Below are 22,384 nucleotides of genomic sequence, written 5' to 3'. Positions count from 1 at the left end.
GTACTGCGAATTTCAAACGATTTAAAAAATCCTGAAAACCGCCGCTTTGGCGGTTTTGCGGGCTTGATTTGAGTGGCTTAAAGCGAATAGCTACGCAGGCGATTGTCCGACACACTGTCCGACCAAGGAGTCCCGCGATGAAAGCGCTTGTCGATCAACTCAAAGCAACCGCCTCTGAGACCAACGCAACCGATATCCGCGCTGCCTTCGCCAGCGATGCGACGCGCTTTCAGCGCTTCAGCACGACGCTCGGCGACCTCCTGTTCGACTATTCGAAATGCGCCGTCAACGACAAGGTGCTCGACGGGCTCGAAGCGCTCGCCCAGGCCGCCAAGGTCGAGGAAAAGCGTGACGCGATGTTCCGCGGCGACATCATCAACATCACCGAGGAGCGGGCCGTGCTGCACACGGCGCTGCGCAACCGCGGCAACAAGCCGGTCATCGTCGATGGCAAGGATGTGATGCCTGACGTCAATGGCGTGCTAGCCGCCATGGGCGCCTTTGCCGACGGCATCCGCTCGGGCGCGCTCAAAGGTGCGACCGGCAAGAAGATCACCGACGTCATCAACATCGGCATCGGCGGTTCAGACCTCGGCCCCGTGATGGCCACCCTCGCCCTTGCCCCTTTCCATGACGGGCCGCGCCTGCACTTCGTCTCCAATATCGACGGCGCCCACATCGCCGACACGCTGAAGCTGGTCGATCCGGAAACGTCCCTGTTCATCGTCGCCTCGAAGACATTCACCACCATCGAGACCATGACCAATGCCGCAACTGCCCGCGCCTTCATCGCCGGCAAGCTCGGCGAGGCCGCGGTCGGCCATCACTTCGCCGCCGTCTCCACGGCGCTCGACAAGGTCGCCTCCTTCGGCATCGACCAGGCCCGCGTCTTCGGCTTCTGGGACTGGGTCGGCGGTCGCTATTCGATCTGGTCGGCCATCGGCCTGCCGCTGATGATCGCCATCGGCAAGGAGAATTTCGGTCGTTTCCTCGATGGCGGCCACGCCATCGACGAGCACTTCCGCACGGCACCGCTGCGCCAGAACATCCCGGTGCTGCTCGGCCTTATCGGCTTCTACCACCGCAACGTCCTTGGTTATCCCTCGCGCGCGATCCTGCCCTACGACCAGCGCCTGTCGCGCTTCCCGGCCTACCTGCAGCAGCTCGACATGGAATCGAACGGCAAGGCTGTGACGCTCGACAGCACCCCGGTCGAATATTCGACCGGACCGGTCGTGTGGGGCGAGCCCGGCACCAACGGCCAGCACGCCTTCTACCAGCTGATCCACCAGGGCACCGACACCATTCCGGCCGAATTCATGATCGCCGCCAATGGCCATGAGAAGAACCTGCGCCACCAGCACGAACTGCTGATCGCCAATTGCCTGGCGCAGTCCGAAGCGCTGATGAAGGGCCGCACGCTCGCCGAAGCCAAGGCGCAGCTGACCGCCAAGGGCATGGCAGACGCCAAGGCCGACAGAATCGCGCCGCACCGCGTCTTTACCGGCAATCGTCCGTCGCTGACGATGGTCTACGACCAGCTCGACCCCTTCGCGCTCGGCCGCCTGATCGCGCTTTACGAGCACCGCGTCTTCGTCGAAGGCGCCCTCTTCAACATCAACTCCTTCGACCAATGGGGCGTGGAGCTTGGCAAGGAACTGGCGACCGGCCTGCTGCCGGTGGTCGAAGGCAAGGAAAGCGCTGCGGGACACGACAGCTCGACGGCGGGCCTTGTTGCGGCTCTCTTGAAGGCGGCACGCTGACCATCGTCCGTGCGGGGAGGCGCGTTTCGCCCTCCCCGGTTCACGCCGTGCACGCCGGTAGCGCCGTAACCTTTGCCTGGCTCAGCACACGCATCAGATCAAGGTTCGACAGCACCGGGAAATAGTCCGCGCCCGGCGCTGTCTGCATCCATAGGTTGATCGTCACCTTGCGCCCGGCCGGGAAAGGGCCGCGCCAGCAGCCGCCGGAAAAATTGACCGAAAGGCTGCCGCGCTCTGCGGGCTTGCCGGCCGCGCTCTTCCGCTGGAATTCCCGCAGACGAACGGCATCCGCCCCGGTCAGCGCGAGAACGTAGAGCGCCTCTCCCGAAGACACACTGTCCTTTACGGAACGATCGGACGCGCCGCCCGCCTGTACGTCGAGCGACCAGGCGAGATTCTCCGTATCCAAGCCTGCCTCCCGCCTGGAAAGCCCGAGCGTCGCGTCGCCACGTCTTAGGACCAGCTCTTTCGGCACGATGATCGCCACGCGCAGATCGGCCGGATCGGCCGTCGTCGGGTCGCGTTTCGTCACTGCGTCGATGGAACCGACATTCAGCGCAGCGCAGGCCGCAAGGGCGTTCAACAGCAGGAAAAGACAGGGATTCTTGAAAAAACGAAGCGGCACGCAGCATCACCAAAATCACAATTGACGAGAAATATTTATTGTTTTACGATAAAAATGCAAGTCAAACGATAAAGGAATTTGCATGACGGAGAGCGCCGAGAGGCTGCGAAAGCTCAGCCGCATTATGAAGCTGATGATCGTATTGTGCGGAGCAGTGTTCTGCTCGGCCGTCGTTTACGGACATTGGCAGATCTTTTTCGACCGGCAGGGCTTCGAGCAGGGCATTCGCGACGTCGTCTTTCCACGCGTCGAGATCATCACCCTGTCCTACCGTGCCATCGCGACCGTCGTCTTCCTGACCGCCATCAACAACGCGCTGGTCATTGCCGGCCTCGCCTTCGCCTGGCAGCTTTTCGACAGTTTCCAGCGCGGAGAAATCCTCTCCGGCCGCAACGGCGTGCTCTTGCGTCGCGTCGGGCTGACAGCGCTTGCGGGAGCCTTATGCATGACGGTCAGCAACGGCATCGGCATTCTCGCCGTCACCTACGACAATCCGGGTGCATCAGGACATGCGGTCGCCTTCGATATCAGCGGCGGGACGATCATCGTGCTGTTGATGGCCGGCCTCGTCGTCGGCCTTGGACATGTCATGGTCATCGCATCTGGGGTGGAAGACGAAAACAGGAGCTTCGTCTGACGGATGCCGATTATCGTCAATCTCGATGTCATGCTGGCGAAGCGCAAAGTCCGCTCGCGTGACCTCGCCGAGCAGGTGGGCATCACGGAGCAAAACATCTCGCTGTTGAAATCAGGCAAGGTAAAGGGCGTGCGCTTCGACACGCTGGAGAAGATCTGCGCCGTGCTCGAATGCCAGCCGGGCGATATTCTGGAGTATCGCCCCGAAACTGAGGAAGGCCCGTAAGGCTCAGAGCCCGATTTCGTGTTTCCACGGCGGGTTGGCGCCGGCGCGCGAAACGGTCACGGCCGCCGCCTTGGCGCCGAGCGCCAGCGCATTGTAAACGGCGGTTTCGCCAAGATCGGCGACATCGGCCTTGGTGAGCAGACCGGCAAGCTTCAGCGACGCCAGCACGCCGGCGTCGAAGGTATCGCCTGCGCCGACCGTGTCGACCACCGTCACGCGCTCGCCCGCCACCTCGACCTTGTGGCGTGCGGTGTAGCCGACGGCGCCATCGGCGCCTTTGGTCACCAGCACCAGCTTCGGTCCACGTTTCAGCCATTCGGCAGCCAGATCATCATGGCTGCCTTCCATGCCGAACCAGGCAAGATCCTCGTCGGAAAACTTGATGATGTCGGACATCGCCGCCATCCGGTTCATGCGGGCGAGATGGGCGTCCCTGTCCTTGATGAAGCCGGGACGAATGTTCGGGTCGAAAGAGATGACGCGCTTTGCGTGCTCCCGCGTCATCAGCGCCTCGTAGGTCGAGCCGCAGGGCTCGGGGATCAGGCTGATCGCGCCGAAGTGCAGCGCCTCGCAGAAGTCGCCGAGCGCTGGCAGGTGCTCCGATGTAATCATGCGGCCGGCGGTGTTTTCGTCGAAGAAGGCGTAGCTTGCGTGGCCGTTGACCAGCTTGACGAAGGCGAGCGTCGTGTGCAGCGAGAGGGTGGCGCACGGACCGAAATCAACATTCGCCGCCTTCAGTGTCTCGCGCAGGATATCGCCGAACATGTCGTCGGAAAGGCCGGTGAAGAAGCCCGTCTGTATTCCGAGGCGACCGAGCGCGATGGCGGTGTTGAAGATCGCCCCGCCGGCATAGGGCGCAAAGGCGTTCTCGCCCGCGGTCGTATCCCGCGGCAGCATGTCGATCAGTGCTTCACCGCAACATACGATCATCGGCTCTTCCTCCTCAATGGATTTCAATCGATTTAAAAACGGTAGCTCGGAATGGCGAGGCCCCGGCATGGCCGGGGCCTGCCGGATATTACGCCAGGGCGCTGACGCCGCCGTTGCGCCCGGACCAGGCGAGCGGGGCGTTGAGGAAAGCCTCGACTTCACCCAGCGTCTTCTCGTCGAACAGCTTCTGCTCGCGGGCGACCGCAAGCACGTTGCGCCAGGTGGCGATCCAGTGCAGATCGACGCCCTTGCCCTTCATTTCGCCGACCGCTTCGGGGAAGATGTCGTAGTAGAAGAGCGCAATGCCGTGGTCGACGATGCCGCCGGCAGCGCGAATGGCATCGATGAACTTGAACATCGAGCCGCCGGCCGTGGTCAGATCCTCGATCACGAGCACGCGGGCGCCCTCGGGCATGTGCCCTTCGATCTGGGCGTTGCGGCCGTGGCCCTTGGGGGCCTTGCGCACGTAGATCATCGGCAGGCCGAGGCGCTCGGCCAGCATGGCGGCAAAGGGAATGCCCGCGGTTTCACCGCCGGCGACCACGTCGAACTGCTCGAAACCGGCTTCGCGCAGAATGCTTGCGGCAGCGAAATCCATCACCGCCGAGCGGATGCGCGGATAGGAGATCAGCTTGCGGCAGTCGATATAGACGGGGCTCGCCATGCCCGACGACAGCTTGTAGGGCTTGTCGGCGCTGAAGTGCACGGCCTTGATCTCCCAGAGCATCTTGGCGACCAGCTCGGCCATGACGGCCTTGTCGGTGAACGCGTTGGAAAACATCAAACTCTCCTTCAGACAACAGCCCAGTGCAGCGGGAACATCGGATCGAAAACGGTGACCGGACCGGCGCCGGTCTCGATCTTCTTGGGATAGGCGACGGCTTCGGCCTGTTTGCGGAGCGTGATCGTCTCTTCGTTGACCGGCAGGCCATACCAGGCGGGACCGTTCAGCGACGCGAAGGCCTCGAGCCTGTCGAGCGCGTCCTCTTCTTCGAACACATGCGCCAGGCAGCTCATGGTGTTGATCGAGGTGTAGATGCCGGCGCAGCCGCAGGCGCATTCCTTCAGCGGGTCGACATGCGGGGCCGAGTCCGTGCCGAGGAAGAAGCGCTTGTCACCGGAGACGGCAGCAGCGCGCAGCGCCAGTCGGTGGTTTTCGCGCTTGGCGACCGGCAGGCAGTAATAATGCGGCTTGATGCCGCCGACGAGGATGGCGTTGCGGTTGATGATCAGGTGATGGGTGGTGATCGAGCCGGCGAGGTTCGCCTTCGATGCCTTGATGTAGTCGATGCCGTCCTTGGTGGTGACGTGCTCCATCGTCACCTTGAGTTCGGGCAACCGCTTGCGCAAGGGGTCGAGCACGGTCTCGATGAACACCGCCTCGCGGTCGAAGATATCGACGTCGGCGGACGTCACTTCGCCGTGCACGCAGAGCGGCAGGCCGATCTTCGCCATGCGTTCCAGCACCGGCATGGCCTCATCGATATTGCGAACGCCGCTGTGCGAATTGGTTGTCGCACCTGCCGGATAAAGCTTGACGGCCTTGACGAGACCGCTGCGGTGACCGGCCTCGACATCGTCTGGGTTTGTACCTGCCGTGAGGTAGAGCGTCATCAGCGGCTCGAAGCGGTCGCCGGCGGGGATCGCAGCAACGATGCGCTCGCGATAGGCCGAAGCGTCTGCGGTGGTGACGACGGGCGGCACCAGGTTGGGCATGATGATCGCGCGGGCGAAGTGGCGGCTGGTATCGGCGATGACGCCCTTCAGCATGTCGCCGTCGCGCAGGTGAAGGTGCCAATCATCCGGCCGGCGGATAACGAGGTCTTGCATGGTCAGCGTTCTCCTAGGTCCGAGCGGGATGCAGGCGGAAGCCGCGTGCATGTACCCCTCTGCGGTGCTCGCGCCCGATCCGCGCGCGCGGCTGTGCAGCCGGCAGGTGCGGGTGACGGGCGGTTACTCATGTGGTGGAACCGCGTCTCGATAACACCAATGCGCCCGGGAAGACAATCCGCAATCCGACCATCGTTCAGAAATCCGCAAGCACCAGATCCGCGCGCCGCTGATGGTCGACCACGCGATGCGCATTCGGGATGTCGTTGCCGAACGCCTTGCGCTTGGCCGCCTCCTCGTCATAGCCGTGATCGAACCAGCGCTTCAGAAGCCGCCGCTCCAGCTCCTCGACACCGGGATTGATGAAGATCGTGAAGTCGAAGGCGCCCTCAAGCCCGTTCCACGGTGCCTCGTCAAGCAGCAGATAGTTGCCCTCCACGAGGACGATGCGCGTCTCCGACGCCACGATCCGGGCGGACGCGATCGCCAGTTCCCGCGAACGGTCGAACACCGGGACAAGCACTTCGCCATCGTTGGCGCGCACCGCCGCTATTGTCGACAGGAAGGCCCTGACGTCGAAAGTCTCCGGCGCGCCCTTGCGCGGCAGCAGACCCTTTTCTTCCAGCACCGCATTGTCCATGTGGAAACCGTCCATCGGCAGCACCGCCGCCTTCTCGCCGCGGGCGACCAGGGCCTCGGCGAGCCCCTCGGCCAGCGTCGACTTGCCGGCACCGGGCGGCCCGGCAATGGCGACGACGAAACGGGCAGCATCGGCCGCCCGTTTCAGGATTTCGCTTGCGATCGGCTCGACGTTCATGCCGCGAGCGCCTCGCGCGGCGGCTCCTTCGCCCCAGTCATGAAGGCGACGGCGTCCGACATCGTGTGCTCCTTCGGGTTGATGACGCAGAGCCGTTTGCCGAGCCGATGAATGTGGATGCGGTCGGCCACCTCGAATACATGCGGCATGTTGTGCGAGATCAAGACGATCGGCAGACCACGCGAGCGCACGTCGAGGATCAGTTCCAGCACCCGCCGGCTTTCCTTGACGCCGAGGGCTGCGGTCGGCTCGTCCATGATCACCACCTTGGAGCCGAAGGCTGCCGCACGCGCCACCGCCACACCCTGGCGCTGGCCGCCTGACAGCGTTTCCACCGCCTGGTTGATGTTCTGGATCGTCATCAGGCCGAGCTCGGAAAGCTTTGCCCGCGCCTTCTGTTCCATCGCCGAACGGTCGAGTGTGCGGAACAGCTTGCCCATGATCCCGGGCTTGCGGATCTCGCGGCCGAGAAACATGTTGTCGGCGATCGACAGCGCCGGCGACAGCGCCAGGTTCTGGTAGACCGTTTCGATGCCGGCGGTGCGTGCCTCCATCGGCGAACGGAACTTGATCGGCTGGCCTTCGAGCCGGATTTCGCCCTCGTCCGGCGTGATGGCGCCGGAGATCGCCTTGATCATCGAGGACTTGCCGGCGCCGTTATCGCCGATGACGGCCAGGATTTCGCCGGGATAGAGATCGAAGTCGGCATGGTCGAGGGCGGTGACCCGGCCGTAACGCTTGACCAGGCCGCGCGCGGTGAGAATGGGTTCTTGAGCCATCAGCCTGCTACCTTTCTGATCCATTGGTCGATTGCGACGGCGGTGATGATCAGGACGCCGGTGAGGAACACTTTCCACTGCGGATCGGCGCCCATCATGTTGAGACCCATGGAGACGACACCGACGATCATCGCACCGATCAGCGTCCCAAGGATCGAACCGCGGCCGCCGAAGAGCGAGATGCCGCCGATCACCGCTGCGGTAATGGCCTGAAGATTGTAGTCGGTGACCGCAGCCGACGGCGAAATCGAGCCGTTGCGGCCGATCGAGACCCACGCGGCAAGCGCTGCGATCAGGCCCGCCAACGTATAGGCGCTGAGCAGCACCCGGCTGGTGCGGATACCTGAAAGCTTGGCCGCTTCCGGATCGTCGCCGACGGCATAGAGATGCCGCCCCCAGGCCGTGTGATTGAGCGCGTACCAGAGGCCGAGCACCAGCACGACCATCATCACCACGCCGAGCGTGAAGACGGCGGAGCCCACCTTGAAGCTGACGCCGAAGACGTGGAGCATTTGGGTGACGGCCGTCACATCCGCCTCGCGGATCGTCGCATTGGCCGAGTAGATGAAGTTCGTCGACATGATCACGTACCAGGTGCCGAGCGTTACGATGAACGGCGGCAGCTTGACGCGGGAGACGAGGAAACCGTTGAGGAAACCGCAGGCGCCGCCGACAACGAAGCCGAGGAAGATCGCGATCGGCGCGGGCAGGCCGTAGGTCACGGCGCAATTGCCCATGATGACGGCCGAAAGCACCATGATCACGCCGATCGAAAGATCGATGCCGGCCGTCAGGATGACCAGCGTCTGTGCCGCCCCGAGGATGCCGACAATGGCGATCTGCTGCAGGATCAGCGTCAACGTGTAGGACGAGAAGAACTTGCCCCCGATGGCGATGCCGAAAATCAGGATCGCGGCAACCAGCACGATGAACGGCACGGCGGCCGGCGTCGAGTGCAGGAAATGCTGGATCTTCTGGATCGGCGTCTTGTCATGCGTGTCGAACGACGCGACCTGCGTCGAACTGTTGACCAGGACCTTTTCGAATTCCTGAGATGGCTGTGCGGCTGTGTTGGGCTCGCCCATGGACCTTCCTCCCGTGAACCCCACTCCCAAGGGGTTGCGATGGTGTCGTGCACAGCCCGCCCACCAAGACGCGGGCAATAGCACTCTTTAAAAGCTGCGCGGTTTTCTTCGCCTTGTCAAAGACATCGGCGCTTACGCGAAGGGCGGCCGGGGCCGCCCTTGCGTTACAGTGTCGTGGTGACGTTCAAAGCCGGGCACTCAGCCCCAGCACTTGTCCGTGCCGACCTTGGTGTCGATCGATTCGACGCCGGCGGCCGGCTTGTCGGTGACGAGCGAAACGCCAGTGTCGAAGAAGTCCTTGCCTTCGGTAGGCTTCGGCTTTTCACCGGTGTCAGCGAACTTCTTGATCGCCTCGATACCAAGCGCGGCCATCGCCAGCGGGTACTGCTGCGAGGTCGCGCCGATGACGCCCTCAGCGACCGATTTGACACCCGGGCAACCGCCGTCAACCGACACGATCAGCACGTCCTTCTCCTTGCCGACAGCCTTGAGCGCCTGGTAGGCGCCGACAGCGGCCGGCTCGTTGATGGTGTGGATCACGTTGATCTCAGGATCCTTCTGCAGAAGGTTTTCCATGGCCTTGCGGCCGCCTTCCTCGTTGCCGTTGGTGACGTCGTGGCCGACGATGCGCGGATCATCTTCGTCACCAATCTTGTTCGGATCCTTCGGGTCAATACCGAAGCCGATCATGAAACCCTGGTCACGCAGGACATCGACGGTCGGCTGCGACGGCGTCAAATCGAGGAAGCCGATCTTGGCGGTCTTGGCGCCATCACCCATGGTGGCGGCGGCCCACTGGCCGATCAGCTTGCCGGCAAGCAGGTTGTCGGTGGCAAATGTCGCATCGGCAGCGGTTGCCGGATCAAGCGGCGTGTCGAGCGCGATGACCAGAAGACCGGCTTCCTGCGCCTTCTTCACCTGGTCGACGATCGCCTTGGTATCGGAAGCTGCAATCAGGATGCCCTTTGCGCCATCGGCGATGCAGGATTCGATCGCAGCCACCTGGCTGTCATGGTCACCGTCGATCTTGCCGGCATAGGACTTCAGCGTCACGCCGAGTTCCTGCGCCTTGGCGGTCGCACCTTCCTTCATCTTGACGAAGAAGGGATTGGTGTCGGTCTTGGTAATCAGGCAGGCGCCAACATCGGCGGCTTGCGCGGGCATGGCGAAGACAACGCCAAGCGACAGCGCGCCGAAAGCAGCGGAAAGAACAGTCTTCTTCATGAAATCCTCCCAAGGATTGAAAATCGTGCCGGCGGACCGGCCCAGGCCACGCCGGCGCAGCATTCTCCTCCGCTGCGACAAACGCTTCCGAGATAAAAACAAACACTAAAATTCCGGGGTGTCAATAAATAAATCAAATTGAATTATTATTTCGATGTGGCATTCTTCCATGGCCGACGTCACGGCCGGCCGCCGAAGCGCCGGTGCATTTGACAGAGCGGCCACAAGTGGAAAGTACAGACCTGCGCCAGGCAGGCACCAGAGCGGGATGAGGAAAGATGCATGCGGCGTTGACCGCGTCCCGCCCGATTGATCGTGTGCCAACGGGAGGAGACGGTGGCATGTCACTGACAGACGGTCCCGACAAGGGGCCGATGCAACCTGAGGTCATCGACCCGAGCGGCGGGGCCAATCAAACGCGCGTGCGTGCCTATAACGAGCGTCTGGTGATGTCGCTGGTGCGGCGTCACGGCGAGCTTTCCAAGGCCGACATCGCCCGGCGGTCCGGGCTTTCGGCGCAGACCGTTTCGGTGATCATGCGGGCGCTCGAGAGCGACGGCCTGCTCACCAAGGGTGCGCCCGTGCGCGGCCGGGTCGGCCAGCCCTCGACGCCGATGCGGCTCAACCCGGACGCCGTCTACTCCTTCGGCGTCAAGATCGGCCGGCGCAGCGCCGATCTCGTGCTGATGGATTTCGTCGGCAACATCCGGCTCCACCTCCACCACGTGCACCCCTATCCGCTGCCCGGCGATCTCGTCGACTTCATCATTTCGGGCATGGACAAGCTTGAGAAGCAATTGCCGCCCGACCAGCGCAAGCGGATCGCGGGCGTCGGCATCGCCACACCCTTCGAGCTGTGGAACTGGGCGGAGGAAGTGGGCGCGCCACGGGAAGAAATGAACAAGTGGCGGGACATCGACCTGCAGGCGGCCGTCTCCGTCCGCACCGCCTATCCGGTCTTCCTCCAGAATGACGGCACCAGCGCCTGCGGCGCCGAACTCGCCTTCGGCGTCGGCGCCAGCTATCCGGATTTCGTCTACTTCTACATCGGTTCGTTCATCGGCGGTGGCATCGTCTTGAACTCGGCGCTGTTTTCCGGGCGCACCGGCACGGCCGGCGCGGTCGGCCCGCTGCCAGTCTCGGGCAAGGACGGCAAGACCATCCAGTTGCTGAAGATCGCCTCGGTCTTCGTACTCGAAAACCTTTTGCGTGAACGCGGCATCGATCCGCGGCCGCTCTGGTACTCGGCCGACGACTGGATCGATTTCGGCGAGCCGCTCGACATCTGGATCGACGATTGCGGCGCGGCGCTGGCCCAGGCCGTGGTTTCGGCGGTTTCGATCGTCGACTTTTCAGCCGTCGTCATAGACGGCGGATTTCCGCCCTGGGTGCGGGCGCGGCTGCTTTCGGCCACCCGCAAGGCGCTTCTCGACCTCGACCTGCAGGGCGTCACCGTCCCGGAACTGGTGGAAGGCCTCGTCGGCAGCCAGGCGCGTGCCATCGGCGGCGCCAGCTTGCCGCTGTTTTCGCGCTACCTGCTCGACACCAATGTTCTCTTCAAGGAGCTCGGCTGATGCTGAAAGGACTAAACCCGATCCTCAGTCCCGAACTGCTCGCCACGCTGCGCGCCATGGGACACGGCGACGAGATCGCGCTGGTCGACGGCAATTACCCGGGTCAGGAACATGCGCGCCGGCTGGTGCGGCTCGACGGCCATGGCCTGATCCCGGTGCTCGACGCGATCCTCAGCGTGCTGCCGATCGACGATTTCGTGCCCGATGCGATCTTCCGCGCGACGGTGAAGCAGGACAAGAACGCGCTCGACCCGGTCCACCGCGAGATCATCGAATGCTGCGGCCGGCACGAGCCGGCAAGGCGCGTCGTCCCCCTGCTCGGTGCGGATTTCTACCCGCGGGTCAAAGCCGCCCACACCGTGGTGCAGACCAGCGAGCCGAGGCTCTACGGCAACGTCATCCTGCGCAAGGGCGTGATCTATCCCTGAGACCGCGCATAGACGAAAAAGCCCGCCGACGAAGCGGCGGGCCTTGCATTTTGTAACGTGAAATGCGCGCCTCAGGCGCCGCGCTTGTCGATCGACAGGGCGCCGGGACCGAAGGCGGCAAGCACGAGGAAGCCGCCAGCGACCGAGATGTTCTTCATCATCATCAGGCCGTTGAAGACGCTGAGCAGACCGTTGGCTTCCGGCGGGAAGGTCGGGATATTGATGGCGCCGCTGTGGAAGACGAAGGCGGTCACGAGCGTGAAGGCGGCCAAAAGGTAAGCGGCGATCTTCGTCTGGAAACCGACGAGAACGGCAAGGCCGGCAACCAGCTCGAAGGCACCGGCGAGATAGGCGAGCAGCGTCGCAGCCGGCCAGCCGGCACCGGTGATCATGCCGGCGGTGGCCGACGGGTCGGTAAGCTTGCCGAAACCGGCCATGATGAACATGATCGAGAGCAGGACGCGTCCGACGAGGACGACAACATTCTGAGACATGGAAGACTCCTGTGAGAAAAGATGCGTTGGCAACAGAAGTATCAGCATTTTCAAATTCATCTAGCCGCGCCGCGAGCGACACATCGTTCACAAAAATGAAACGACCAACGCGGATCGTCAACCTCATCTCCGCGCGCCCGCCACGGTGCCCGGATCCAAGGAGAGGCACGCCATCGACGGTCATTCGTTCTTTTCGGTTGCAACGACGGGGCGGCTGGGCGAAGTATTTCAGCGCGGCAGGGGAACGCCGCGCGGGGGCATGTCATGAATGAAATCAACAGGAGCCCGGCGTTCTGGCGCTCGTTTCCGATTTTCGAAGAGTTTGACAAGGACGCTGTCGCCGAACTTGCCAACATCGCCACCTACCGGAAATGGCCGGCCGGCACCGTGATCTTCCAGCGCGGTGACGAAGGCAACTACATGATCGTCGTCATCTCCGGACGCATCAAGCTGTCGCTGATCACGCCGCAGGGGCGCGAACTGATGCTGCGCCAGCACGAAGCCGGCGCGATCTTTGGCGAGATGGCCGTGCTCGACGGCCAGACACGATCTGCCGACGCGACGGCGATGACCGCGTCTGAAGGCTACGTCATCGCCAAGAAGCCGTTCCTCGACATCGTCACCAATCGGCGGGAAGCGGCCGAGGCGGTTATCCGCTTCCTTTGCGCCCAGCTTCGCGACACGACCGAGCGGCTCGAAACCATCGCACTCTACGACCTCAATGCCCGCGTCGCGCGCTTCTTCCTCGCGACACTGCGCCAGATCCACGGCAATGAGTTGCCCGAAAGCGCCAATCTCCGGCTGACGATGAGCCAGACCGATATCGCCGGCGTGCTCGGCGCAAGCCGGCCCAAGGTCAACCGCGCCATTCAATGGCTGGAAGAGAGCGGCGCGATCAAGAGGAACGACGGCATTATCGCCTGCAAGGTCGGACGCCTGCAGAGCATAGCCGACCCCGAGGAGGACTAGACCGCATGGCCTCCGAGCCGCGTCGGCGTTTCCGTCTCAATCCCCTTGCCGGCGGTTTCCTGACAAGCGTGCTCGTCGCCGTCGCTCTCTATCTCTATGCCGAACCGGTGCTGGAAACACAGCGCGAGCTGTTCTTCGACAGCCTGACGCAATGGCTGCCTGCAGCGCAATCGCCAGACATCGTCGTCGTCGACATCGACCGCCAGGCGAACCAGTCGCGTCCCTCGGGCGAATGGGACCGGGCGGCAACCGCCGATCTCCTGACGCGGCTCGCGGCGGGAGGCGCCAAGGTCGTCGCGTTCGATTTCGTCTTCAGCGCCGATTGCAATGACACCGACAACGGCAATGCGGCACTTGTCGATGCACTCGGCAAGGTTCCGGTCGTCCTTGGTTTCCTCGTCGCCGACACGACCCAGGAACAGCCACGCCCGGTGCCGCCGCTGGCACTCAGCCGGCCGTTCACAGCCCCGGAGCTCTGGTTTCTCGACGGTGCCGAAACCTCCTGCGCCGCATTCATGGACAGGGCAAGCGCTGCGGCCGCCTCGTTTCTGGTCGGGGACGAGGATGCGCGCATCCGCCGGGTGCAGGCCTACGCGATCCTCGGCGACGGCGCCTATCCGACGCTTTCGCTCGAGGCAACGCGGCTGATGCGGGGCGGCGGAACGCCGATCCTCGGGGGCGATCCGGCATGGTTGCGCATCGACGGGCAGGTCATTTCGCTCGACGAAACCGGCAGCCTGCGCTTCGTTGCGAGCGATGCCGAACAGCTCGCCGGCCGCACCCTTTCGGCCGCCGACGTTCTGTCCGGCAAGGCGCCGGCCGATCGCTTCACCGGCAAGCTCGTGCTCATCGGCAGCAGCCTGCCGAGCCTCGGCGGTCTGCGCCCGAGCGCCTCGATGCCGCTCGAACCGTCGGTGCAGATCCACGCCGACATCGCCAATGCGATCCTCACCGGTTTCATCCCGCAGCGCGACGGCAGGCTGCCGATCGGAGAAGCGGCCTTCGCTCTTGCCGCCGCCTGTGGCCTTGCCTTCGCCGCCACGCGCCTTCGGCCGCTCGCGTCGGCGATGCTCGGGGTCGCAGCCATCGCAGCCGTCGTTGCGGCTGCCGCTCTCATCTATGACGTCAGTGGCTGGCTGATCGATGCGGTCGGGATTTCGCTGGCGCTGGCGGTCGTCCTTTCGGTGACGAGCGTGCTGCAATTTGCCCGGGTGCGGCGCGCGGAAGCGGCGGCCCGCCAGACATTTTCGCAGTACCTGCCGCAATCGGTCGTCGCGCGCTATATCGACAATCCGGGCCTCGCGCGCATGGCCGGCGAGGAGCGCCAGGTGACCGCGCTCTTCACCGACATCGAGAGCTTTTCCACCCTGTCGCAAAGGCTGAAGCCGCGCGAACTCATCGCCCTGCTCGACATCTACTTTGCCGAGGTCAATGCGTTGGTGGCCGAACATGGCGGCATGGTCGACAAGGTGGTCGGCGATGCTGTCCATGCCTTCTTCAACGCACCCGAGGATCTTCCTGAACACGTCGACAGGGCGATCGACTGCGCCAAAGCGATCCATGCACTGACGGAAGAGATGCGCCGGCGCCCGCAGTTTGCGGCCAACCACTTCGGCCGGACACGAATTGGCGTCGAGACCGGGCCGGCCGTGGTCGGCGACGTCGGCGCGAGCGGCAAGCTCGACTACACCGCCCATGGTGACGCCATCAATCTGGCGGCCCGGCTTCAGGAAGCCAACAAGTTCCTTGGCACCGCGATCTGCATCGGGCCGGCCGCGTCCGCGGAGGGGAAAAGGCCGCTCCGCTCGCTCGGCATCCACGAAATCCGCGGCTTTTCGGAGATGGAACTGTTTACGGTTGCGGACTGAAGCAGCCGTCGCTGGTCCGAACGTACATCGCGAGCCTGCGACGTACGCGTTGCGCTATGATGCGTTGGCCGTCGTGATCGCGAAGGGCTGAAGATGGTGGCGGATCAACGCGCCAGGCCAACGCTCGCATAGGCTTCCTTGATGCGCGCCTCGCCCCAGTTGACGGGATCGCTCGGAGCGTCACCCCGGTGATGGAATTCCACGCCTTGCCCGGCAGCGACGATCTTCGTCACACCGCCGCGCTGCACCGAGACGCTGCCATGTTCGACGAAGACGGCAAAAAGTGCCCGGCTCGGGCCGCAGAAGAACTTGGTGCCGCGCACGCCGATCATGCCGAAGGCGGTCCGGACCGCCACATTGACCTTGGGCAATCCCTCCGGCCGGTCGAACACCATGCGGCCGAGCCCGAGTTCGAGCGTACCGCCCTGGCCGGCAATGAAACTGTCGACGAGCAAGTCGGTCTCCGAACCGAGCAAGACGCGCGTATCGGTGCCAAGGTTCAAGGTGGCAAAGCTCTCGGCGCTGGTGTGGACGCGATCGTTCTCGAAGAGCTGACCGCCCACCGTCAAGGCATCTTCCTTGTCGGCCTGCCTGCGTCTGACGTCGCCGCGAACTTCGGTCGCCTTGCCGATGATCGGACTTGCCCAGGAGGTGGCGACACCGCCGCCGACTGCCGTCAGCAACAGGCCACCAACGACGGCGCGTCGACTGACCAGCATCTGCCGCATGGCGGTTGCCCGGTTTTCCATCGTCTCTCTCCCTGTCGCAACATCGCGGCCTCTAAAGGATAAGCCCGGTCCCGCCGGATGCAAGCGGGCCGCGCGCCCGTGCTCGATCATACCCCTTCACTTCGCCAGAGCTTACGGCTTCCGGCTGTTCCCGCCGGAACAGCCCTATCGTGAAAGCCCGGATAGGTTGGCGACAAGAGAGAAGGGAGAGCATCATGCAAGACAAGAGCATTTCCGGCACCCGCATCGTCAACGCCCTGTTTCTGGCCGTGGTCAGTTTGCTGGCGGTTGCCGCAATCGCTCTTCCTTCCGCCCGCGCCGCCGAGCTCTCCGCAGTTGAAGTCTGCGATCGCGAGGCTGGCAGCATCTTCGACCTGCAGCGCAACACGGCATTCCCGGCCGTTGCCAGCGAAGACATCAAGATCGGCGTGGCGCTGTCGGCCTGCCGAGAGGCCTATAACCAGAAGGGCGGCGCCCGCACCGAGTTTCAGCTGGCCCGTGTCCTCGACAAGGCCGGACAGAAGATCCAGTCGTTGCGCATCCTTGGCGAGGCCGCCGATCACGGCCATGCGCTGGCCATGACAAACTATGCGGTTCTCGTCGGCGAACAGGGCGACACCACGACCGAATTTGCGCTGAACCAGAAGGCTGCCGCCGCCGGCAACATTCTCGCCGCCTACAATCTCGGCGTTTCCTACCGCGACGGCATGGGCACGCCGATCAACGGCAAGCTCGCAGTCGAGTGGTTTAAACGGGCATCGCTTGCCGGCGACGACGTCGCCACCTTCAATCTCGCCGTCATCCTCGACGAGGGCAAGCTCGTGCCGGAAGACAATCGCGCCGCGGCCAAATTGTATGGGCTGGCAGCGGAGCGCGGCAATGTCGACGCCATGGTCAATCTCGGCCTGATGCTCCAGACCGGCGAAGGCATCGCCAAGGATATCCCGGCAGCCCGCGCGATCTTCCGCAAGGCCGCCAACGAGGGTGACGCCTTTGCCGGCGAGAAACTGGCGGAGATGAGCGCTGGCGATGGGTTTGAGACAGCCATGCTGCCAAAGGCCAGCCGCATCAAGTAATCGAACACGCCTCCCAAGGGCCACGCGGGTCGGAGATCAAGGTCTTCGGCCCGCGTTTTCGTTTGGGACATTGTTCGGGGAGCGGCGGCCGGCTAGCGGATTTCGCCGGCCTGCGGTCCCCAGGTATCGGTCAGCGCAAAGCCATCGGCGAGCGGATCGAACGGGTCGAGCGCCACCTGGTGCAGGCCGAAGGTCCAGCCGCGACCGGCGATCGTCGGGATGATCGCCTCACGGCCGGCAACCGTCGTTACGCCCTCAAGGCCGACTTCGAATTCGGAGCCGATGATCGAACGGGACTTGAGCACATCGCCGACCTTGACCTTGCCGCGCGCATGCAGCGTCGCCAGATTGGCCGAGCTGCCGGTGCCGCAAGGCGAGCGGTCGACACGACCCGGCCACATGGTGGTGCAGGTGCGGATGGTGCCGTCGGCCTCGACATCGCGGAACATCACATAGGCGACGCCCTTGATCTCCGGGATTTCCGGATGGACGACGGGGATCGTGCGGTTGACGATATCTTTCAGGATCATGCCGGCCTCGACGATCTCGCGGGCATTCGCCTTGTCGATCGTCGTGCCGATCTGGCCGACATCGACAAGCGCATAGAATATGCCGCCATAGCACAGATCAAGCTTGATCTTGCCCCATTTCGGCGTGTCGACCTCGACGTCGAGTTCGTGCACGAAGGCGGGAACCATCGTCAGCTTCACCTTTTCGCACCGGCCGTCGCGGCAGGTGGCGGTCGCCTTCACGAGGCCGGACGCCGTGTCGAGCATGACCACCGTCTCCGGCTCCTTCATCTCGATGATGCCGGATTCAAGCAGCGCCGTGGTCACGCAGATGGAGTTGGAGCCGGACATGGCGTGCGCCTGGTCGGCCTGCAGGATGATGAAGCCGGCATCGGCCTCCGGGCGCTTCGGCGGCACCAGCAGATTGACCGAGCCGATCGAGCCGGACCGCGGCTCGAGACACAGGAACCGCCGCAGGCTGTCATCGACGGTATTGATGTGGTTGAGCTGCTCGGCGATCGAATTGCCCAGGATCTTCGGCACGCCGCCGATTGCGACCTTGCCGATCTCGCCTTCGCAATGAACGTCCAGCAACTGGATCGTGCGCTTCCACCGCATGCCATTTCTCCAACTGGCTTGCCATGCCACTCGATTGGCGGCGATGACTGATATATCAGAACGGGGCAGCCTTAGTCCTTTCCGCCACGGTCCGCAAGGAAAACCCGCCTTCACCGATCACGCACCACCCCAAAGTTGCCGCTTGACGCGCTGCACGCGGCGCGACAGCTTGGGCCGAACGGCCAGCCCCATTTCCCGGATGTCCATGACAAAGCTGATCATTTTCACCGACCTGCACATGGTGCCCGAGGGCACGACGATCATCGGGCTCGATCCCTACCAGCGCCTCGCCGCCGGCATCGAGCACGTCAACCGCTACCATGCGGACGCCGACCGGGTGATCTTCACGGGCGACCTCACCCATTATGGAGACGGTGCGTCCTACGAGCGCCTGAAGCGCCTGCTGGACCAGCTCGTTCCGCCGGTTGCCATCACCATCGGCAACCACGACAGGCGCGAGGTGTTCGTCGATTGCTTTACGGACACGCCGACCGACGAGAACGGCTTCGTGCAGCAGGCGATCGATTTTTCCGACTGTCGCGCCATCCTGCTCGATACCCTGTTTGCACCACCCTATGACTATCCCAACAGCCATGCGGGTCTGCTCTGCGCCAGGCGCCTTGCCTGGCTCGACCGGCAGCTGGCGGACGCCGGCGACAGGCCGGCCTTGCTCTTCATGCACCACCCGCCGCACAAGACCGGCTTTACCGGCATGGACATGATCCGGCTCGCCAACGAGGTCCAGTTCTACAATCTCGTCAAGCGGCACGGCAACGTTCGCCATATCTTTGCCGGTCACGTGCACCGCACGATCAGCGGCTCATCCCGCGGCATTCCCTTCTCGGTCTTCAAGAGCCCTGTGCACCAGCAGCCGATGCCCTTCGACGCGCCTGACGCATCCCTCTCCGTCGACGAGCCGGCCGCCTACGGCATCGCCGTCGTCACTGAAGACGGCGTGCTGGTGCACACGGAAGATTACGAGATCGCCCGCCGGGATGCGACCATCGCCTGAGGGCCATTTCGGTCCGCCGGCCTTCATGCTAGGTTGACGCATGACCGAACCCGCATCCATCGACGAAACCTTCGACTGCCAGAGCTGCGGCGCCTGCTGCGCCTACTCGGCCGACTGGCCGCGCTTCTCGCTGGAGACGGACGAGGAGCTCGATCTGATCCCGCCGGAATACGTGTCCGCCGATCTCGGCGGCATGCGCTGCGAGGACGACCGTTGCTCGGCACTCGGCGGCAAGCTCGGCGACCATGTCGGCTGCAAGATCTATGCGATCCGGCCGATCGTCTGTCGTACCTGCATGCCCGGTGACGACGAGTGCCTGATGGCCCGCGAGAAGCATTTCGGCAAGGCGGCCTGATCGAGAGCGCCGCGCGTCTTTTCAGACGCGCAAAGGTCGCTGTAGCCTTATGAACGGCTGCATGTTTTCGCCCTTGAATCGGGTCGGATCCAAGGTAACACGCAGATGGATCATCCGGAGGTTTCGCCAACATTCCGCATCCTCTGCGGCGTGATGCGCGCGGGACGGTGAAACATTCCGCCAAAGACAAAATTTGCCGGATGGATGTACGGCGGAAGGAAGCGTATTTTCCGCCCACGATCGGGGGCGCGCCGCGCCCTTGAAAAACCGCGTCCCGGAGGATAGCGCTCGATGAGCCAGACACCGCTTCACAAGACCACTGCAGAGACGAGCGCGCCGCAGGCTCCGTTTGCCGAGTTCGCCCCGCCGGTCCGGCCGCAAAGCACGCTGCGCCAGGCGATCACCGCTGCCTACCGCCGACCGGAAACCGAAGCGCTGCCGGCCCTGATCGAAGCGGCGACGCTCGACGCGCCAACCCGCGCAGCCGCCGCCAAGACCGCACGCAAACTGATCGAGGCGCTGCGCGCCAAGCACAAGGGCTCCGGTGTCGAGGGCCTGGTGCAGGAATATTCGCTCTCCAGCCAGGAAGGCGTGGCGCTGATGTGCCTGGCGGAAGCGCTGCTGCGTATTCCCGATACCGCGACCCGTGACGCGCTCATCCGCGACAAGATCGCCGACGGCGACTGGAAGTCGCATATCGGCGGCGGTCGCTCGCTGTTCGTCAACGCCGCGACCTGGGGTCTCGTCGTCACCGGCAAGCTGACCTCCACCGTCAACGACCGCAGCCTTTCGGCAGCACTCACCCGCCTCATCGCCCGTTGCGGTGAGCCGGTCATCCGCCGCGGCGTCGACATGGCGATGCGCATGATGGGCGAGCAGTTCGTCACCGGCGAGACCATCGACGAGGCGCTGCGCCGGTCGCGCGCACTCGAACAGAAGGGCTTCCGCTACTCCTACGACATGCTCGGCGAAGCGGCGACCACCGCTGCCGACGCGGAACGCTACTACCGCGACTACGAGCAGGCGATCCACGCCATCGGCAAGGCATCGGCCGGCCGCGGCATCTATGAAGGCCCGGGCATCTCGATCAAGCTTTCGGCGCTGCATCCGCGCTACGCCCGTTCGCAGGCCGCGCGCGTCATGGCCGAACTGCTGCCGAAGGTGAAGGCGCTCGCCGTCATCGCCAAGAAATACGACATCGGCCTCAACATCGACGCCGAGGAAGCCGACCGCCTGGAGCTTTCGCTCGACCTGCTCGAAGAGCTGTGCCTCGACAAGGACCTCGCCGGTTGGGCCGGCATGGGCTTCGTCGTCCAGGCCTATGGCAAGCGCTGCCCCTTCGTGCTCGATTTCATCATCGACCTTGCCCGCCGCGCCGAGCGCCGCGTCATGGTGCGCCTCGTCAAGGGCGCCTACTGGGACGCCGAGATCAAGCGCGCCCAGCTCGACGGTCTCGAAGACTTCCCGGTCTATACCCGCAAGATCTACACCGACGTCTCCTATATCGCCTGCGCCAAGAAGCTGCTTGCAGCGACCGACGTGATCTTCCCGCAGTTCGCCACCCACAATGCCCAGTCGCTCGCGACCATCTACGAAATGGCCGGCAAGGACTTCAAGGTCGGCAAGTACGAGTTCCAGTGCCTGCACGGCATGGGCGAGCCGCTCTATGACGAAGTGGTCGGCAAGGGCAATCTCGACCGTCCCTGCCGCATCTACGCGCCCGTCGGCACCCATGAGACGCTGCTCGCCTATCTCGTTCGCCGCCTGCTCGAAAACGGCGCGAACTCCTCCTTCGTCAACCGCATCGCCGACCCGAAGGTGTCCGTCGACGAGCTGATCGCCGATCCGGTCGAGATCGTGCGGGCGATGCCGGTCGTCGGCGCGCCGCACGACCAGATCGCGCTTCCCGACAACCTCTTCGGCGAGACGCGCCGCAACTCCGCCGGCCTCGACCTTTCCAACGAAGCCGGCCTGACATCGCTGAGCGCAGCGCTGCAGGCGAGTGCGGCGATCGACTGGAAGGCCGTGCCGCAGCTGGCAACCGGCCCTGCTTCGGGCGAGACCCGTGCCGTCGTCAACCCTGGCGACCACCGCGATGTCGTCGGATCCGTCACCGAGGCGTCCGAGGCTGATGCCCGCCAGGCCGCGACCCTTGCCGCGAACGCCGCCGCGAGCTGGGCTGCCGTGTCGCCGGCCGAACGCGCCGCCTGCCTCATGCGCGCTGCCGACCTGATGCAGGCGCGCATGCCGACCCTGCTCGGCCTGATCTCACGCGAAGCCGGCAAGTCACTGCCGAACGCGATTGCCGAAGTGCGCGAGGCGATCGACTTCCTGCGTTACTACGCCGAACAGACGCGCCGTACGCTCGGCCCGGCGCACAAGGCGCTCGGCCCCATCGTCTGCATCAGCCCGTGGAACTTCCCGCTGGCGATCTTCGCCGGCCAGATTGCCGCCGCACTCGTCGCCGGCAACCCGGTGCTGGCAAAGCCCGCCGAGGAGACGCCGCTGATCGCCGCCGAAGGCGTGCGCATCCTGCATGAAGCCGGCATCCCGGCCGAAGCACTGCAACTCCTGCCCGGCGATGGCCGCATCGGTGCCGCGCTCGTGGCCGCGCCCGAAATCGCCGGCGTGATGTTCACCGGCTCGACCGAAGTCGCACGCCTGATCCAGGCGCAGCTTGCCGATCGCCTGTCGCCGGCCGGCCGGCCGATCCCGCTGATCGCCGAGACCGGCGGCCAGAACGCCATGATCGTCGACAGCTCGGCGCTTGCCGAACAGGTCGTCGGCGACGTCATCGCCTCGGCCTTCGACAGCGCCGGCCAGCGCTGCTCGGCGCTG

The 22,384-nt window shown here is 64.1% G+C and carries 22 protein-coding genes and 2 pseudogenes; 13 read left to right on the top strand and 11 right to left on the bottom strand.

Translation table 11 applies throughout. From position 1 onward, the window contains the following. Positions 1-137 precede the first annotated feature (137 nt). Positions 138-1,763, top strand: a complete 1,626-nt coding sequence (pgi, locus tag VGO12_RS32085; protein WP_327516781.1) for a glucose-6-phosphate isomerase — start codon at positions 138-140, stop codon at positions 1,761-1,763. A 40-nt stretch (positions 1,764-1,803) separates the two neighbouring features. On the opposite strand, the gene VGO12_RS32080 is transcribed toward pgi, so the two are convergent. Continuing rightward, complete coding sequence (locus VGO12_RS32080) at positions 1,804-2,388, bottom strand: hypothetical protein (protein ID WP_327516780.1); 585 nt, start codon at positions 2,386-2,388, stop codon at positions 1,804-1,806. A gap of 82 nt (positions 2,389-2,470) precedes the next feature. On the opposite strand from VGO12_RS32080, the gene VGO12_RS32075 reads away from it, so the two are divergent. Next, positions 2,471-3,025 (top strand): DUF2975 domain-containing protein, encoded by a 555-nt coding sequence (locus VGO12_RS32075; protein ID WP_327516779.1) that lies wholly within the window; start codon positions 2,471-2,473, stop codon positions 3,023-3,025. A 3-nt stretch (positions 3,026-3,028) separates the two neighbouring features. Beyond that, on the top strand, positions 3,029-3,250 hold the full coding sequence (locus VGO12_RS32070) for a helix-turn-helix transcriptional regulator (RefSeq protein ID WP_327516778.1): 222 nt from the start codon (positions 3,029-3,031) through the stop codon (positions 3,248-3,250). 3 nt (positions 3,251-3,253) lie between these two features. Here the strand turns inward: VGO12_RS32070 and VGO12_RS32065 are convergent, their stop codons facing one another. The 7 genes from VGO12_RS32065 to VGO12_RS32035 all read right to left on the bottom strand — a co-directional run bounded on the left by VGO12_RS32065 (position 3,254) and on the right by VGO12_RS32035 (position 9,915). Further along, complete coding sequence (locus VGO12_RS32065; protein ID WP_327516777.1) at positions 3,254-4,180, bottom strand: carbohydrate kinase; 927 nt, start codon at positions 4,178-4,180, stop codon at positions 3,254-3,256. A gap of 88 nt (positions 4,181-4,268) precedes the next feature. Next, the gene (locus VGO12_RS32060; protein WP_327516776.1) at positions 4,269-4,961 is read right to left on the bottom strand and encodes an orotate phosphoribosyltransferase; all 693 of its coding nucleotides are present in this window, start codon (positions 4,959-4,961) and stop codon (positions 4,269-4,271) included. A gap of 11 nt (positions 4,962-4,972) precedes the next feature. Next, positions 4,973-6,010, bottom strand: a complete 1,038-nt coding sequence (pyrC, locus tag VGO12_RS32055) for a dihydroorotase (protein WP_327516775.1) — start codon at positions 6,008-6,010, stop codon at positions 4,973-4,975. A gap of 196 nt (positions 6,011-6,206) precedes the next feature. Further along, on the bottom strand, positions 6,207-6,827 hold the full coding sequence (locus VGO12_RS32050; protein WP_327516774.1) for a nucleoside triphosphate hydrolase: 621 nt from the start codon (positions 6,825-6,827) through the stop codon (positions 6,207-6,209). Beyond that, positions 6,824-7,606 (bottom strand): ATP-binding cassette domain-containing protein, encoded by a 783-nt coding sequence (locus tag VGO12_RS32045; RefSeq protein WP_327516773.1) that lies wholly within the window; start codon positions 7,604-7,606, stop codon positions 6,824-6,826. The genes VGO12_RS32050 and VGO12_RS32045 overlap by 4 nt, the downstream gene beginning before the upstream one ends. Next, positions 7,606-8,691 (bottom strand): ABC transporter permease, encoded by a 1,086-nt coding sequence (locus VGO12_RS32040; RefSeq protein ID WP_327516772.1) that lies wholly within the window; start codon positions 8,689-8,691, stop codon positions 7,606-7,608. The genes VGO12_RS32045 and VGO12_RS32040 overlap by 1 nt, the downstream gene beginning before the upstream one ends. A 198-nt stretch (positions 8,692-8,889) precedes the next feature. After that, entirely contained in the window at positions 8,890-9,915 is a 1,026-nt protein-coding gene (locus VGO12_RS32035) for a sugar ABC transporter substrate-binding protein (RefSeq protein ID WP_327516771.1), read from the bottom strand. Positions 9,916-10,256: 341 nt separating this feature from the next. Between VGO12_RS32035 and VGO12_RS32030 the strand changes: the two genes are divergently transcribed. Next, complete coding sequence (locus VGO12_RS32030; protein WP_327516770.1) at positions 10,257-11,489, top strand: ROK family transcriptional regulator; 1,233 nt, start codon at positions 10,257-10,259, stop codon at positions 11,487-11,489. Next, positions 11,489-11,917, top strand: a complete 429-nt coding sequence (locus VGO12_RS32025) for an RbsD/FucU family protein (RefSeq protein ID WP_327516769.1) — start codon at positions 11,489-11,491, stop codon at positions 11,915-11,917. Before VGO12_RS32030 ends, VGO12_RS32025 begins: the two co-directional genes overlap by 1 nt. A 71-nt stretch (positions 11,918-11,988) precedes the next feature. Here the strand turns inward: VGO12_RS32025 and VGO12_RS32020 are convergent, their stop codons facing one another. Further along, positions 11,989-12,411, bottom strand: a complete 423-nt coding sequence (locus tag VGO12_RS32020) for a DoxX family protein (protein WP_327516768.1) — start codon at positions 12,409-12,411, stop codon at positions 11,989-11,991. Positions 12,412-12,675: 264 nt separating this feature from the next. Here VGO12_RS32020 and VGO12_RS32015 point away from each other — a divergent pair, with 264 nt between their 5' ends. Then, complete coding sequence (locus VGO12_RS32015; RefSeq protein WP_327516767.1) at positions 12,676-13,380, top strand: Crp/Fnr family transcriptional regulator; 705 nt, start codon at positions 12,676-12,678, stop codon at positions 13,378-13,380. Between the two features lie 5 nt (positions 13,381-13,385). Continuing rightward, on the top strand, positions 13,386-15,248 hold the full coding sequence (locus tag VGO12_RS32010) for a CHASE2 domain-containing protein (protein ID WP_327516766.1): 1,863 nt from the start codon (positions 13,386-13,388) through the stop codon (positions 15,246-15,248). Between the two features lie 104 nt (positions 15,249-15,352). Here the strand turns inward: VGO12_RS32010 and VGO12_RS32005 are convergent, their stop codons facing one another. Continuing rightward, entirely contained in the window at positions 15,353-15,976 is a 624-nt protein-coding gene (locus VGO12_RS32005; protein WP_327516804.1) for a FecR family protein, read from the bottom strand. 215 nt (positions 15,977-16,191) lie between these two features. Here VGO12_RS32005 and VGO12_RS32000 point away from each other — a divergent pair. The 3 genes and pseudogenes from VGO12_RS32000 to VGO12_RS31990 all read left to right on the top strand — a co-directional run. After that, positions 16,192-16,737, top strand: a pseudogene (locus VGO12_RS32000) (sel1 repeat family protein); the annotation flags it as partial. 30 nt (positions 16,738-16,767) lie between these two features. Continuing rightward, positions 16,768-16,845, top strand: a pseudogene (locus tag VGO12_RS31995) (hypothetical protein); the annotation flags it as partial. Positions 16,846-16,866: 21 nt separating this feature from the next. Beyond that, positions 16,867-17,052 carry an SEL1-like repeat protein gene (locus VGO12_RS31990; protein WP_327516803.1) on the top strand — a complete coding sequence of 62 codons (186 nt, stop codon included), beginning with the start codon at positions 16,867-16,869 and terminating at the stop codon, positions 17,050-17,052. 92 nt (positions 17,053-17,144) lie between these two features. On the opposite strand, the gene VGO12_RS31985 is transcribed toward VGO12_RS31990, so the two are convergent. Beyond that, positions 17,145-18,179: a proline racemase family protein gene (locus VGO12_RS31985; protein WP_327516765.1), complete on the bottom strand. Its 1,035-nt coding sequence runs from the start codon at positions 18,177-18,179 to the stop codon at positions 17,145-17,147. Between the two features lie 205 nt (positions 18,180-18,384). On the opposite strand from VGO12_RS31985, the gene VGO12_RS31980 reads away from it, so the two are divergent. From VGO12_RS31980 to putA, 3 genes are all read left to right on the top strand, one after another. Further along, positions 18,385-19,191, top strand: coding sequence for a phosphodiesterase (locus tag VGO12_RS31980; protein ID WP_327516764.1), 807 nt, complete (start codon positions 18,385-18,387; stop codon positions 19,189-19,191). Positions 19,192-19,231: 40 nt separating this feature from the next. Beyond that, positions 19,232-19,546: a YkgJ family cysteine cluster protein gene (locus VGO12_RS31975; protein WP_327516763.1), complete on the top strand. Its 315-nt coding sequence runs from the start codon at positions 19,232-19,234 to the stop codon at positions 19,544-19,546. Between the two features lie 291 nt (positions 19,547-19,837). Beyond that, positions 19,838-22,384, top strand: a 2,547-nt coding sequence (putA, locus tag VGO12_RS31970) for a bifunctional proline dehydrogenase/L-glutamate gamma-semialdehyde dehydrogenase PutA (RefSeq protein ID WP_327516762.1), incomplete at its 3' end; no start/stop codon positions are given.

It is taken from the genome of Ensifer sp., from assembly GCF_035999135.1.
Classification (GTDB): domain Bacteria; phylum Pseudomonadota; class Alphaproteobacteria; order Rhizobiales; family Rhizobiaceae; genus Ensifer.
Note: the sequence above shows the minus strand (reverse complement) of the source record. Positions and strands in the feature narration are given on the sequence as shown.